Below are 13,435 nucleotides of genomic sequence, written 5' to 3'. Positions count from 1 at the left end.
GTCTGAGCCGGGCCGCCGATTGTTCGGTGGCCCGGCCGTTAAGCGTTACTTCGACTTGATGTTTTCCCAGCGCTTCAAGAGGTCGGCATGGGTGTCGGTCCAGCCCTTAACCGCCTCGTCCATTGTCTTGCCGTCGGCGACCGCGCCGGCGATCGCGGTGATATCTGCGAGCGGGAGATATACGCTGGCGATGACTTCGCGCGCATGCGGGTTCTCGGTGGAGAAGCCGCTCTTGGCTATCCAGTTGTAGGTCTGCGCCAGCGGGAATATCGCCTTCGGATCCTTCAGAAACTTGACCGGGTACTTCTGTATCATCCACGACGGCTCCCAGAGCGTCACAGCAATCCATTCCTTTCGGTCGATGGCCGACTTCAATTCAGCCGTCATCGCAGCCGTGCTGCCTTCGACAAGCTGTAGCTTGAGGTCGTAGGCTTTGACCGAGTTGGCGGCATCGCGCATCAGGCCTGAACCCGGTTCGATACCGACGATCTTGCCGCTGAACTTGTCGGCGTTACCGTTCAACTGCTCCATGGAGTCGATCGGCACATAATTCGGAACCGCAATAGCCTGGTACAGGCCAAACGAAACCGGCGATATCTTCTCCAGCTTCTTCTTGTTCTTGTCCCAATAATCCTGTGCGACGTAGTCGGTCAGCGAGGCGAGAATCTGGATATCGCCCTTGCTGAGAGCGGCATAGGCGATGCCCCATTCGGAGAACGACACGACCTTGACGGTGTAGCCGGAATCTTCCAGCGCCTTCTTGGTGACACCGCTGATCGCTCCCAGATCTTCCCACTGCATCGTGCCAATGGTGATGGTCTTTTCTTCCGCGTGCGCGGGCAGCATGGTCATTCCGAACATGGCCGCGGCACAAAGCATTTTCCACAACTTCATCATTTTTTGCTCCTAGTTTTCGTTCCCCTTTTCATGAAACACCAGCGGTCGGCCTGGCCTTCATGATTGCGCGGCGAGGGGTCATCCCTGCGCGCAATTCCTGCAATCAGATCACCGAGTCCCGCTCGTAGCCATCATGGCCACGACCTTGTAGACGGCGAGGCCCACATCTTTCGGGACTTCAGGCATGCCTTGACTTGCGTATGCCTTTAAGATCGATCCCTGGAGGACTGGCCGAAATCGAACTGATTGGCGGGCATTCAACCCTACGGCCTTGATCAAACCGCGGCCATGAATCGATGCGCGTCGTATATGGCCGCGTGGATGTTCCTGCTTGCGACCGCATCGCCAATCCGAAACAGCTGAAACTTGCCACCGGGATTATTGGCAACAACTTGCGGCTTGCCCGCTATGAACGCCCGGTAATCGATTTCACCTTGGTTCCGGGAGAGCGGCTTGAGCGAGAAATAGAGTTCGTCCATCGGCTTCGTCCCGCTTTCGACGACAACCTGGTCCACCTCTTTTTCGACGCAGACCTTGGAATACTCGTCGAAAAGTATGACTGCGATCCTGTTGCCGCGACGTTCGAGGCGCTCAATGTGCAGGTTCAGGGTGATCTTTGCGCCGGCTTTGTTGAGGGCACGGAAATAGGCGGGGTAGCTCGTTGCCCCGATGTCCGGCGCAAGGGTTCGTGCAGGCGTGACAACTTCAAGATTCGAGCCCGCGTCGGCCAGAAACTCAGCGATCGTCATGGCGGGGTGCGAACCGTTGTCGTCGTAGACCAGCACATTTTTCGCGGGCTGAACGCTTCCGCCGAGGATGTCCCAACTGGTCGTCGCAAGCTCCTGTCCTTCCTCAAGACAGTCAACATTAGGCAGTCCGCCCGTAGCAACGACGACGACGTCGGGTTCTTCCGCCACAACGTCACTCTCATCGACGAAGCGATTGTAGTGGAATTCGACGCCGAGGCGCTCGCATTCAGACAAGCGCCAGTCCACGATCCCAAGGATTTCGCGACGGCGTTTCAGTGCCGCGGTTATTAGAATTTGTCCGCCTGCTTTGGATCCAGCCTCAAAAACCGTGACCTTGTGGCCCCGCTCGGCCGCGACCCGTGCAGCCTCAAGACCGCCCGGTCCCGCTCCGACGACCACAATCTTATGCATTGGCCCGTTGGTCTTCCTGATCACATGCGCGAGGCTGCCCTCCCGACCAGTCGCCGCATTGTGCACGCAGGTGGCGTTGCCAGCGGGGTAAATGGAATCGATGCAGAACCCCATGCCGACACAGGGGCGAATTTGATCCTCCTTCCCTTCGATCACCTTGCGGATGATGTGAGGATCGGCAAGGTGCGCGCGTGTCATGGCGACCATATCAAGCTTGCCGCTCGCAATCGCGTGTCGCGCGGTAGCCACATCCTGAATTCTTGCCGCATGAAAGGTCGGTATCTTCACATTCTGACGAACCTCTCCGGCGAAATCGAGATGGGGAGCAGATGCGGTTCCCATGTTCGGAATCACATGACTCAAGGCCTCGTCTTCTGAGACGTGGCCGCGAATGACGTTGACGAAATCGATCAAACCGCCGGCCTTCAATCGACGGGCAATCTCCACCCCTTCGTCTCGCGAGAGCCCTTTATCCCAAACCTCATCGCAGACCATGCGGACGCCGACAATGAATTCGTGACCGATGCGCTTACGGATGGCGGTGAGAATATCGTTCACCAGGCGCATCCGGTTCTCGAGCGAGCCGCCGTATTCATCCTCCCGCTTATTTGTTGCCGGAGACCAAAAATGCGCGATGAGATGCGAGGCGCATTCGAGCTCGATCCCGTCAAGCCCTGCCGCTTTGACCCGCTCCGCACTGTCGGCATAGGCTGTGATCACGCGCTCGAAGTCCCAATCCTCCATCGCCTTGGGATAGGCGCGATGCGCGGGCTCCTGGATGTGGGACGCATCGATTATCGGGAGCCAATCGCCTTTGTTCCAGTTGGTTCGGCTTCCCAGGTGAGTGATTTGAATCATCACGGCAGCGCCGTGGTCGTGAACGTCGTCGGCAAGCTCTCGAAGCCACTTCACGGACTCGTCTTTGTGGAGCTGGATATTGCCGAACGCCTGGGGACTGTCGATGTCGACGACGGACGAACCGCCGATCATCGTCATTGCTATCCCGCCTTTGGCTTTTTCCGAATGGTAGAGACGATAGCGCTCCTTCGGGAGTCCGTCCTCAGTATATCCCGGCTCGTGCGCCGTCGACATCATCCTGTTTCGGAGTGTCAAATGCTTGAGTTGGAAAGGCTGGAGCAATGGATCGTTTGACATCTCAATTGTTCCCGTGACGGCCTATTGTCGTAGTCGCCTGTTCTCCCGACGTCGGGTTCTGGCGGGTGAACGACAATGTCCGGCGAGGGCGTGAGGCCGTAAAGGGCAAATAAATTCATGGAAGTATGAGGCAGGATGGATAAAGACCGGATCGGCCGGCAGGTGAGTGGGTGATCGTCCTCCAGGCTTGTTGACCACGCGAACGATAAGGTGTTTCGCTTCTTGCCGGTGCGCAGTCTTGCACCGTGTGACGGAGATTCCGTGCGCTGCAATTTTCGAACGGCGAAGAACTCGAAACCATGAGTCATGACAGTCAGTCGTTACGACGGACAATTCCCTCCCTCCACAGCCTGATCCTGTTCGAGGCTGCGGCGAGATATCTGAATTTTTCGAAAGCCGCCGCGGAATTGTCCATCACTCAGCCTGCGGTCAGCCACGGGATCCGACAACTCGAGTCGTCTCTCGGCCACGCGCTTTTCGTCCGGGAAAGGCGGGCGCTAAGCCTGACAACGCAAGGCCAACGCCTCTATTCGGCGGTATCGGGGGGATTTGCGTCGATCGCCGAAACGCTTGACGATATCGCCGGCATGCCTCGCCGAGACACCCTCGTCATCAGCGCCTCGACGGTCATGGCGACAGAGTGGCTGATGCCGCTGTTGCCGGAATTTCGCCAAGTCCATCCTGATTTGATGATTGACCTGCGATGCTTGGACCGCGATCCAGCGATGACGACGAGCAACATCGATGTTCACATTCGGCTCGGCGATGGAAACTGGCCGGATTGTGATGCCATTCCGCTGTGGGACGAGGAAATATTGCCTGTTTGCAGCCCAGCTTATCAGGCGAAGAGCAAGCCTCTGTCACTCACCAGTGATATATTGCGCCATCGGCTTATACACTACGTTGACCCGTATCGCTTCAGGATCGGTTGGGCCGAGTGGTTGCGGGCCACAGGTGTCGGCGCTCCACCGACTTTGCCGACATCGCTGCAGGTCAACGATTCCCTTGTCGCGATGAAAGCTGCGGAAAATGGCGAAGGCATCGCGCTCGGTTGGCGACCTCTCATCGATCGGCCCCTTCGAGAAAATCGCCTCGTCATTGCTATTGACCGCACCCTGAAGACAGGGAGGCGTTTCTACGTGGTAACGCCAAGTGCCCCAAATCGCAGAAAGGTCGCCCTGATTTTCAGGGACTGGCTGGCGAGCCGTTTTGAAGGTCTTTGAGGCGCGCGTGTCGTTCCCGCCTTTGGCGTGATTTTGGAGGGGATGCTGCGCATAAACGCAATTCCAACGGCTTTGGGAGGTCGCAGCTAGCTCCCATCGGATCCAAGGCCCTTCGGACCGTTGAGCTGGTTCATATCCTCGCAAAGAGAACGAACCGCCTCCATCGTCACGGCGAGTGCCGACATCAGGATCGAGATGTCGTTGTCTTTATCTGGCTGGGAAAGCGCGCGAGATCGAGCGTGCAACTGTTGGCTGACCGTGTCGAGCTGCAGAATGGTTTCATTATTCATCGTGATCCTCCAAAGGTCTAAACCTTCAAAGTTCCCGGCGGGCATTTCGTTCCATACAGCCCGAAGCGTCAAATACGCAATCCGCCATATGGCAATTGGTGACGTGACTAGCCGTTCGGTTTGCGCAAGGGCGGAAGCCGCATGTAGTAGGAGTTCAGGGGGGCGTAGGATCCCTTCGGTTCACCCTTGCCGGGCTTGACCAGATTGGGCGCCAGTTTTCCCTCCGGCCCGAAAATATAGTCGATGCCGGCGCAGAGATGGGCGAGGGAGCGGTAGTTGAAGTGTTTGAACCAGTCGTTCGCGAGGAAGGCGGCTTCGTCCCAGGCCTTTCCGCGGAGGCGATCGTATCCGGCCTGCTGCAGAAAGGCCTCGCCTGTCCTCGTATTGATGCTGGCGCCGAGACATAAGTTGCCGGCGATCAGCGACAGCCTGAGCACTCTGATGGTTTCGGCATCCTTGTTCGATAAGGGTTTCAGGGTCTGAGCCAGATAGAAATTCGTCGATGGATCATTGGTCATCGTCTTGCGCCAATAGGCGGGGAGATCCTCCGCGCCGGCGCCGACGGCCGGTGAGACGGTCATTATGACCAGCAAAATCAAGCTTTTGACAATTCCGCCCATGGCAATCCCCCAACCCTGCGCATAGAATGCATAGCGTTATTTCGCCTGATGAGGCAAGGTGACGCCGCGCCGCGCGGGAAGCACGCGCCGCCTGTGCCAATTTGGGCTATTCGGGCATTCGGAAGCGAGTTCAGATTTACCATATGCGCCGCATCGGCATGAGGATTTCGGGCCTTATTGCGGCGGCGGAAGGGCAGGGCGGAGAGGTTCGCGTTAGTGATTTATAAACCATAATCATTAGAATTGTCGCTATCGCTGCGAAATCGTTCGTAAATTTGCCACGAACTTCGCATGATTAAAGTCTCGTTAGGCGGGTGGGGATAAGGCGTATTGGCCCGGATTGGGGCAAGGTTCCTTAACCATAACGATCTTTGAGCGGCGTGGGACATATGAAACTGGAATACGGGGCGGCGTCTTTCGCAACGACAGCACGGTGGCTGGCGATCTCGGCGATGTGTGCGACGGTTGCGGCGTGCGGCACGACACAGGCGGTGCCGAAGAAGAAATCCCACGGCAAAGAATATTTCTCCGAATCCGAATATGGCGTGAAGGCAAGCCCGCGCGTCGCTACCGGCAACAACATCCCCAAGGGCGGCGGCCGCTACATCGTCGGCAATCCTTACGAGGTGAAGGGCAGGTGGTATTATCCGAAGGAAGACTTCTCCTATAACAAAGTCGGCGTCGCCTCCTGGTATGGCTCGGCCTTTCATGGGCGGCTGACGGCGAACGGCGAAGTCTACGACCAGATGCATCTTTCCGCCGCGCATCCGACCTTCCCGCTGCCGAGCTATGCGCGCGTCACCAATCTCGAAAGCGGTTCCTCCGTCATCGTGCGCGTCAACGATCGCGGCCCCTATCACGAAGGGCGCATCATCGACCTTTCCAACAAGACGGCCGATATGCTGGATCTGCAGCACAGCGGCACCGGCAAGGTGCGGGTGCAATATGTCGGCCGCGCCCGCATGGACGGCCACGACATGCCCTATCTGATGGCGTCCTACGTGCCGAAGGGCAGCCGCATTCCCGGCGTCAATCCGGAAGGCCAGATCGCAACCGGCGTGATGGTCGCCTCCAACAGCCGCAAGATCACCCGCGATCAGCTGCAGAGTTCGGAAGATTATGAGACGCCGGCCAACGTGCCGGTGCCGATGTCGGCCACTTCCTATGCCGGGTCGACGCCGAGCGCACGCTACAATGCGGCCCCCGTCGCAGCACCCGCTTTGGCAGCGCCCGCCCATGTTCTGGTAGCGCCATCAGCACCATCCGCCACCAATGCCGCTCCGTCCTTCGACCAGATGGTCGTGTTGCCGGAGATCGGCCCCATGCCCTACGAACGGCCGCTGGGGTCTCTCGCGCTCGGCTACCAGAACGAGGATGTGAAGACCGTGACGGTCGATCTCGCCTTCGACGCTGTGATGGTGCGCAATGACGGGCTGACGCAGGAGTCGATCCTTGCTGCGACGAAGCGTCATCAGGCAAAATCCGCCGCGCGCTGAGCGCGGCAATTGCATCGAATTTCCTCTCGCTCTAACCTCCTGAAATACGCCCCCTGATCGATGGGAATTCTTGATGCTGAAGCCTTTGCTTCGTCTGCTTGTATGCATCATGCCGCTCTCCACCGGCGCATTTGCAGCCGATAGCGGTACCGCCGGTTTCGCCACCAAGGCGGCGCAGGCCTATATGATCGAGGCCGCCACCGGCACGGTGCTTCTCGCCAAGAACGAGGACCAGGGCTTTTCGCCGGCTTCGCTCGCCAAGCTGATGACGATGGATCTCGCCTTCGAGGCGGTGACGAAGGGGCAGATCACGCTCGATACCGAATATCCCGTTTCCGAATATGCCTGGCGAACCGGCGGCGCGCCATCGAGGACGGCAACGATGTTTGCCAGCCTGAAATCGCGCGTGCGCGTCGAGGACCTGATCAAGGGCGTCGCCATCCAGGGCGCCAACGACAGCTGCATCATCCTGGCCGAAGGCATGGCCGGCAGCGAGCAGCAATTTGCCGTGTCGATGACACGCCGCGCCCGTGAACTCGGCATGGAGAAGGCTGAGTTCGGCAATTCCACCGGGCTCCCCGACGGGAAGAGCAAGGTGACGGCGCGCGAGATGGTGACGCTTGCGGCCGCCCTGCAGCAGTCTTATCCCAATCTCTATCCCTATTTCGCCCAGCCGGATTTCGAGTGGAACAAGATTTTCCAGCGCAACCGCAATCCGCTGCTCGGGCTCGATCTCGGCGCCGACGGGCTTGCCACCGGCTTTACCGAGGGCGAGGGTTATTCGATCGTCGCCTCAGTCCAGCGCGATGGCAGGCGGCTGTTTCTGGCGCTTGCCGGCATCGCTTCCGACAAGGAGCGGACGGAGGAGGCCAAGCGAGTGCTCGAATGGGGACTGACGGCCTTTGAGGACCGGCAGATCTTCGGTGAGAAGGAAGTGATCGGCGCCGCCAGCGTCTATGGCGGTACGGCGCGTACCGTCGATCTCGTCGCCAAGGCGCCGGTCAGCGTCTATATTCCGATCAGCAATCCCGATCGGCTGTCGGCGCGCATCATCTATCACTGGCCGCTGACGGCGCCGGTCGAGCCGGATACCCAGGCAGGGGTGCTGAGGATTTTCGCAGGCAGCCGGCTGCTCCGAGAAGTGCCGCTTTATACGGTGCAGGCGGTCGGCGAGGGCTCGCTCAGCAGCCGGGCGGTCGACGCCATGCTGGAACTCGGCGAATCGCTGTTCTTCTCCTGGCTCTGGGACAAGTCGGCACCCGGCTGAGCGGCCACTTACTGGTGCAATTTGCCGGGAAAGGTGAATATGTCGCCGCGACGAAAGGTTTTCCTCCCTGACATCTTCGGATAGATAGATGGAGCACGGCGCGTGCGGCGCCTGGAATGCGGGAAGTTGTCATTGTCATCCGGTACGGGATTGTTCGTTACGTTTGAAGGCGGGGAAGGCGCGGGGAAATCCACGCAGATCCGCCGCCTCGCCGAAGCGTTGAAGGGCGAAGGTCACGACGTGCTGATGACGCGCGAACCAGGCGGATCGCCGGGCGCGGAGGCCGTGCGCCACGTGCTTTTGTCAGGGGCTGCCGAAGCCTTCGGCACGCGGATGGAGGCGATCCTCTTTGCCGCGGCGCGCAACGACCATGTCGAAGAGGTGATCCGGCCGGCGCTGGCCGCCGGCAAGATCGTGCTCTGCGACCGTTTCATGGATTCATCCCGCGTCTATCAGGGCATAACCGGCAATCTCGAGCCGGATTTCATCGAGACGCTGCAGCGCATCGCCATCAACGGCGTCATGCCGGATTGCACCGTGATCCTCGACATCCCCGCCAAGATCGGGCTGGAGCGGGCGCAGAAGCGCGCTCCAGCCGACGGTCCCGACCGCTTCGAGAAGGAGCGGCTCGAAACGCATGAGAAACGGCGCGAGGCCTTTCTCGACATCGCCGCCCGCGAGCCGGAGCGCTGCCACGTGGTCAACGCCATGCAGAGCGAAGAGGCGATCGCTGCCGAGATCCTGGCGATCGTCCAACAACTCAAGTCGCCCGCCGACCGTTTGCGAATGCCGGAAGCCGCCCATCATGAGTGAAGCCCATCATGAGTGAGGAAAGGCCCGGACTGCTCGACGGCGCCATCTGGCCGGGAGAAAATACCAGGCTGTTCGGCCATGAGGAGGCGGAAGCCTTCCTTGCGCAATCTTACCGCTCCGGCAAGGGCCACCACGCCATCCTGATCGAGGGCCCGGAGGGCATCGGCAAGGCGACGCTCGCTTTCCGCTTTGCCAATCACGTGCTATCGCATCCCGATCCCGAGCGAGCGCCGGAAATGATCGGCGATCCGGACCCTGCCTCTCCCGTCAGCCGGCAGATCGCCTCCGGCGCCTCGCACAATCTGCTGCATCTTGCCCGGCCGGTGGACGAAAAGACCGGCAAGGTGAAATCGGCGATCACCGTCGACGAGGTGCGCCGCGCCGGCAAGTTCTTCTCGCAGACCTCGGGCACCGGCAACTGGCGGATCGTCATCATCGATCCGGCCGACGACATGAACCGCAATGCCGCCAACGCCATCCTGAAGATCCTGGAAGAGCCGCCGAAGCGGGCGCTGTTCCTGGTGCTTTCGCATGCGCCGGGACGGCTGCTGCCGACGATCCGCTCTCGTTGCCTGCCGCTGAAACTGGCGCCGCTTGCCGACGCCGCGCTGGTCGCGGCCCTTGACCATCTCGGCATATCAGGCGAGGGCGGGGCGGTACTTTCGGCCGCCAAGGGCAGCGTCGGCGAGGCGTTGAAACTCCTGAACTACGGTGGCGGCGAGATCATTGCCGCCTATGATGAGATGCTTTCCGCCCAAGGACCGACGGCGCGCAAGGCGATGCATCGGCTGGCCGACGCGCTTTCGGGCAGGGAAAGCGACACGATCTTCGATTTCTTCGTCAGCCATGTCGGCGACGATATCATGAACCGCGCGCGGGCGGCAGCAAGCGAGGGGCAGATCACAGCTGCGGAGCGGCTGGCTCGGCTCTATTCGGACATTACCGAGCGGCTGACCATTTCCGACGCCTATAATCTCGACCGCAAGCAGACGATCATCAGCATTCTCGCCGATATCAAACAGCCGGGCCTCTAGAGCGGTTCAGCGTTTAACGGAAGCGCAGAACCGCTCTATCCTTTTGTTTTGACGCAATTCCCGGCAAAACCGCTTCGCGCTTTGCCTGGGAAAACCGCTTCGCACTTTTCCTGGAATTGCTCTAGGTCAGCAGCTTGCCTGCGACCACTGCTAGCGTGGCGGCGAGCACGATGCGGATGGTGCGCTCGTGCAGCTTCGGCGCCAGAAGGCTGCCGATAATGATGCCGGGGATAGAGCCGATGAGCAGGGCAGACAGCATTGGCCAGTCGATCTCGCCGATCAGCCAATAGCCGGTGCCGCCGATCAAGGTCAGCGGCACCGCATGGACGATATCGGAACCGACGATCTCGCGCACATCGAGCCTGGGATAGAGGATCAGCAGGATCGTCACCCCCAGCGCACCGGCGCCGACCGAGGTCAGGGTGACGAGGACGCCGAGCAAGAATCCGAGAATGACGGTAAGGGCGAGGATGGTTGCCGGCCGCGGCGGCGTGCGGTCGCCGATGGCGCGGCGCGCAAGCTGGAGTATCGGACCTCGGAAGACCAGCATGATGGCGGTCATGACGAGAAGCCAGCCCAGCGCGGTGGTGATCGTATTGGTGACGCCGATGCTTTTGCGGTCGACGCCCGCCAACAGCCAGAGCATCAGCAGGGCGGCCGGCACGCTGCCGACGGCCAGACTGCCGACGATCTTCCAGTTGACCCGCCCATGCATGCCGTGAACGGCAGTCCCCGCCGTCTTGGTGATCGCCGCATAGAGAAGATCTGTGCCGACCGCGGTGGCCGGATGGACGCCGAAGAGCAACACCAGCAGCGGCGTCATCAGCGAACCGCCGCCAACGCCGGTGATGCCGACGAGGGCGCCCACACACAGGCCGGAAAGCGAATAGAGCGGCTCGAATGTCAAACAGGCGCCCCTGTCAGCGCGCAGCCACGACAATTCCGATAGATGAAAACTGCCACTTCGTTTTGTCCCGCCCTCTTTTCCATGACGGGTAGATGGCGGCAGAAGCGGAGTCAAGTTCACCACGCCAGCGTCCGGGAAATCATCGACAGCTGGAAAGTTGAGGTTTCGCTCGACGGTGACATGCGCTAAGAGCGGCTGACCATTTTTATAGAGTTAGCCGGACATTGGCCTCCATGACAGACAAGACACCCTTCTACATCACCACCGCGATTTCCTATCCCAACGGCAAGCCGCATATCGGCCATGCCTATGAGCTGATCGCGACGGATGCGATGGCGCGCTACCAGCGTCTAGACGGCAAGGATGTGTTCTTCCTGACCGGCACCGACGAACATGGCCAGAAGATGCAGCAGACGGCGCGCGGCGAGGGGATTACCGCGCAGGCGCTTGCCGACCGCAACTCCGGCGAATTCCAGGCGATGGCAACGCTGCTCAACGCCTCGAACGATGATTTCATCCGCACTACGCAGGAGCGTCATCACGAGACGTCGCGCAACATCTGGAACCTGATGGCCGACAATGGCGACATCTACAAGGACAGCTATGCCGGCTGGTATTCGGTGCGCGACGAGGCCTATTACCAGGAAAACGAGACGGAGCTGCGCGCCGACGGTGTGCGCTACGGGCCGCAGGGCACGCCCGTCGAATGGGTGGAAGAGGCAAGCTATTTCTTCAAGCTCTCCGAATACCAGGAGAAGCTGCTTGCCCATTACGAGGCGAATCCCGACTTCATCGGTCCGGCCGAACGCCGCAACGAGGTGATCTCGTTCGTCAAATCGGGGCTCAAGGACCTCTCGGTCTCGCGCACGACCTTCGACTGGGGCATCAAGGTGCCGAACGATCCTGCCCACGTCATGTATGTCTGGGTCGACGCGCTGACCAACTACATTACAGCGACCGGCTATATAGAAGACAGGAACGGCCCGCGGGCGAAATACTGGCCGGCCGACGTGCACATCATCGGCAAGGACATTATCCGCTTCCACGCCGTCTACTGGCCGGCCTTCCTGATGTCGGCGAAGCTGCCGCTGCCGAAGCGCGTCTTCGCCCACGGCTTCTTGCTCAACAAGGGCGAGAAGATGTCGAAGTCGCTCGGCAACGTCGTCGATCCCGTCAATCTGGTGAACCATTTCGGCCTCGACCAGGTGCGTTACTTCTTCCTGCGTGAAGTCTCCTTCGGCCAAGACGGCAGCTACAGCGAAGAGGCGATCGGCACGCGCATCAACTCCGACCTCGCCAACGGCATCGGTAATCTCGCCAGCCGCTCGCTGTCGATGATCGTCAAGAACTGCGACGGCAAGATCCCGGAATGCGGGACGCTCAGCGACGAGGACAAGGCGATGCTGGCCCAAGTGGACGCGCTGCATGCATCGACGCGCGAGGACATGGGCAAGCAGCAGATACACCGGGCGCTCGCCTCGATCATAGCAGTCGTCTCCGAGACCGACCGTTATTTCGCCGGCCAGGCGCCCTGGGCGCTGAAGAAGACCGATCCGGAGCGTATGGGCACGGTGCTCTATGTGACGGCCGAAGTCGTTCGCCAGATCGCCATCCTGCTGCAGCCCTTCATGCCGGAATCATCGGGCAAGCTGCTCGACCTGGTTGCCGCACCCGCTGACAAGCGCGACTTCGCCGCCCTCGGCGAGGCAGGCCGTCTCGTTGCCGGAACGGCTCTCGAAGCGCCGACCCCGGTCTTCCCGCGCTACGTGGCTCCGGAGGCTTGAAGCCGTGCTGATCGACACGCATTGCCATCTTGATTTCGCCGACTTCGAGGCGGAGCGGGACGAGATCGTCGCGCGCGCCCATTCGGCCGGTGTTTCGCAGATGGTGACGATCTCGACACGGGTGCGCAAACTCGGCGCGCTGCTTGCCATCACGGAGAAGTATCCCTCGGTGTTCTGCTCGGTCGGCACCCATCCGAACAATGCCGACGAAGAGCTTGATATCCAGACGGAAGAGCTGGTGCGTCTCGCCAATGCCCATGAGAAGGTGGTGGCGATCGGCGAAGCCGGTCTCGACTATTTCTACGACACGCAGAAGCCGGAGGACCAGCAGACCGGTTTTCGCCGCCATATCGCGGCGGCGCGCGAGACCCGGCTGCCGCTCGTCATCCACAGCCGCAGCGCCGACGAGGACATGGCGGCGATCCTGACCGAGGAAACCGGGAAGGGGGCCTTCCCCTTCATCCTCCACTGCTTCTCCGCAGGCCCGGAGCTTGCCACGACCGGCGTCGCGCTCGGCGGCTATATCTCCTTCTCGGGCATCCTGACCTTTCCGAAGTCGGAGGAGCTGCGCGAGATCGCTAAGACGATCCCGCATGACAGACTGCTTGTTGAAACGGACGCGCCGTATCTGGCGCCGAAGCGCTGGCGCGGCAAGCGCAACGAGCCGTCCTATGTCGTCAACACGGCCGAGGTGCTCGCCGATACGATCGGCCTTTCCTACGAAGAGGTGGCGCGGATCACGACCGAGAACGCTTTCCGTCTGTTCTCGAAGATGCCGAGGGTCTAGCG

The 13,435-nt window shown here is 60.5% G+C and carries 12 protein-coding genes; 7 read left to right on the top strand and 5 right to left on the bottom strand.

Features of this window, described 5'->3' with window-relative positions; translation table 11 throughout:
* Positions 1-45: 45 nt before the first annotated feature.
* Entirely contained in the window at positions 46-897 is an 852-nt protein-coding gene (locus FHT75_RS31360; protein WP_025554799.1) for a glycine betaine ABC transporter substrate-binding protein, read from the bottom strand.
* 275 nt (positions 898-1,172) lie between these two features.
* Positions 1,173-3,212, bottom strand: a complete 2,040-nt coding sequence (locus tag FHT75_RS31355) for an NADH:flavin oxidoreductase (RefSeq protein ID WP_097623425.1) — start codon at positions 3,210-3,212, stop codon at positions 1,173-1,175.
* A 299-nt stretch (positions 3,213-3,511) separates the two neighbouring features.
* On the opposite strand from FHT75_RS31355, the gene FHT75_RS31350 reads away from it, so the two are divergent.
* Positions 3,512-4,435, top strand: coding sequence for a LysR substrate-binding domain-containing protein (locus tag FHT75_RS31350; RefSeq protein ID WP_052213380.1), 924 nt, complete (start codon positions 3,512-3,514; stop codon positions 4,433-4,435).
* An 86-nt stretch (positions 4,436-4,521) separates the two neighbouring features.
* On the opposite strand, the gene FHT75_RS31345 is transcribed toward FHT75_RS31350, so the two are convergent.
* Both FHT75_RS31345 and FHT75_RS31340 read right to left on the bottom strand, forming a co-directional pair.
* Positions 4,522-4,725 carry a hypothetical protein gene (locus tag FHT75_RS31345; RefSeq protein WP_063475678.1) on the bottom strand — a complete coding sequence of 68 codons (204 nt, stop codon included), beginning with the start codon at positions 4,723-4,725 and terminating at the stop codon, positions 4,522-4,524.
* A gap of 107 nt (positions 4,726-4,832) precedes the next feature.
* On the bottom strand, positions 4,833-5,345 hold the full coding sequence (locus FHT75_RS31340; protein WP_097631235.1) for a hypothetical protein: 513 nt from the start codon (positions 5,343-5,345) through the stop codon (positions 4,833-4,835).
* Positions 5,346-5,734: 389 nt separating this feature from the next.
* Between FHT75_RS31340 and FHT75_RS31335 the strand changes: the two genes are divergently transcribed.
* The 4 genes from FHT75_RS31335 to FHT75_RS31320 all read left to right on the top strand — a co-directional run bounded on the left by FHT75_RS31335 (position 5,735) and on the right by FHT75_RS31320 (position 9,955).
* Positions 5,735-6,841 (top strand): septal ring lytic transglycosylase RlpA family protein, encoded by a 1,107-nt coding sequence (locus FHT75_RS31335; protein WP_028757348.1) that lies wholly within the window; start codon positions 5,735-5,737, stop codon positions 6,839-6,841.
* A 73-nt stretch (positions 6,842-6,914) separates the two neighbouring features.
* Positions 6,915-8,108: a D-alanyl-D-alanine carboxypeptidase family protein gene (locus FHT75_RS31330; RefSeq protein ID WP_028758510.1), complete on the top strand. Its 1,194-nt coding sequence runs from the start codon at positions 6,915-6,917 to the stop codon at positions 8,106-8,108.
* Positions 8,109-8,240: 132 nt separating this feature from the next.
* Positions 8,241-8,921: a dTMP kinase gene (tmk, locus tag FHT75_RS31325; RefSeq protein WP_028757350.1), complete on the top strand. Its 681-nt coding sequence runs from the start codon at positions 8,241-8,243 to the stop codon at positions 8,919-8,921.
* A gap of 8 nt (positions 8,922-8,929) precedes the next feature.
* Positions 8,930-9,955 (top strand): DNA polymerase III subunit delta', encoded by a 1,026-nt coding sequence (locus tag FHT75_RS31320; RefSeq protein WP_028757351.1) that lies wholly within the window; start codon positions 8,930-8,932, stop codon positions 9,953-9,955.
* Between the two features lie 121 nt (positions 9,956-10,076).
* Here the strand turns inward: FHT75_RS31320 and FHT75_RS31315 are convergent, their stop codons facing one another.
* Positions 10,077-10,862, bottom strand: coding sequence for a sulfite exporter TauE/SafE family protein (locus FHT75_RS31315; protein WP_028758508.1), 786 nt, complete (start codon positions 10,860-10,862; stop codon positions 10,077-10,079).
* Between the two features lie 233 nt (positions 10,863-11,095).
* Here FHT75_RS31315 and metG point away from each other — a divergent pair, with 233 nt between their 5' ends.
* On the top strand, positions 11,096-12,646 hold the full coding sequence (metG, locus tag FHT75_RS31310; protein ID WP_028757353.1) for a methionine--tRNA ligase: 1,551 nt from the start codon (positions 11,096-11,098) through the stop codon (positions 12,644-12,646).
* Between the two features lie 4 nt (positions 12,647-12,650).
* Complete coding sequence (locus FHT75_RS31305) at positions 12,651-13,433, top strand: TatD family hydrolase (RefSeq protein WP_097544300.1); 783 nt, start codon at positions 12,651-12,653, stop codon at positions 13,431-13,433.
* Positions 13,434-13,435: the final 2 nt, after the last annotated feature.

The sequence above is a fragment of the Rhizobium sp. BK112 genome (assembly GCF_014193215.1).
In the GTDB taxonomy this organism is placed as follows: Bacteria; Pseudomonadota; Alphaproteobacteria; order Rhizobiales; family Rhizobiaceae; genus Rhizobium; species Rhizobium anhuiense.
Note: the sequence above shows the minus strand (reverse complement) of the source record. Positions and strands in the feature narration are given on the sequence as shown.

Bases quoted from the DNA above. Each gene is read 5' to 3' on its own strand.
- FHT75_RS31360 (WP_025554799.1), bottom strand. From the start codon at position 897: ATGATGAAGTTGTGGAAAATGCTTTGTGCCGCGGCCATGTTCGGAATG.
- FHT75_RS31355 (WP_097623425.1), bottom strand. From the start codon at position 3,212: ATGTCAAACGATCCATTGCTCCAGCCTTTCCAACTCAAGCATTTGACA.
- FHT75_RS31350 (WP_052213380.1), top strand. From the start codon at position 3,512: ATGAGTCATGACAGTCAGTCGTTACGACGGACAATTCCCTCCCTCCAC.
- FHT75_RS31345 (WP_063475678.1), bottom strand. From the start codon at position 4,725: ATGAATAATGAAACCATTCTGCAGCTCGACACGGTCAGCCAACAGTTG.
- FHT75_RS31340 (WP_097631235.1), bottom strand. From the start codon at position 5,345: ATGGGCGGAATTGTCAAAAGCTTGATTTTGCTGGTCATAATGACCGTC.
- FHT75_RS31335 (WP_028757348.1), top strand. From the start codon at position 5,735: ATGAAACTGGAATACGGGGCGGCGTCTTTCGCAACGACAGCACGGTGG.
- FHT75_RS31330 (WP_028758510.1), top strand. From the start codon at position 6,915: ATGCTGAAGCCTTTGCTTCGTCTGCTTGTATGCATCATGCCGCTCTCC.
- FHT75_RS31320 (WP_028757351.1), top strand. From the start codon at position 8,930: ATGAGTGAGGAAAGGCCCGGACTGCTCGACGGCGCCATCTGGCCGGGA.
- metG (WP_028757353.1), top strand. From the start codon at position 11,096: ATGACAGACAAGACACCCTTCTACATCACCACCGCGATTTCCTATCCC.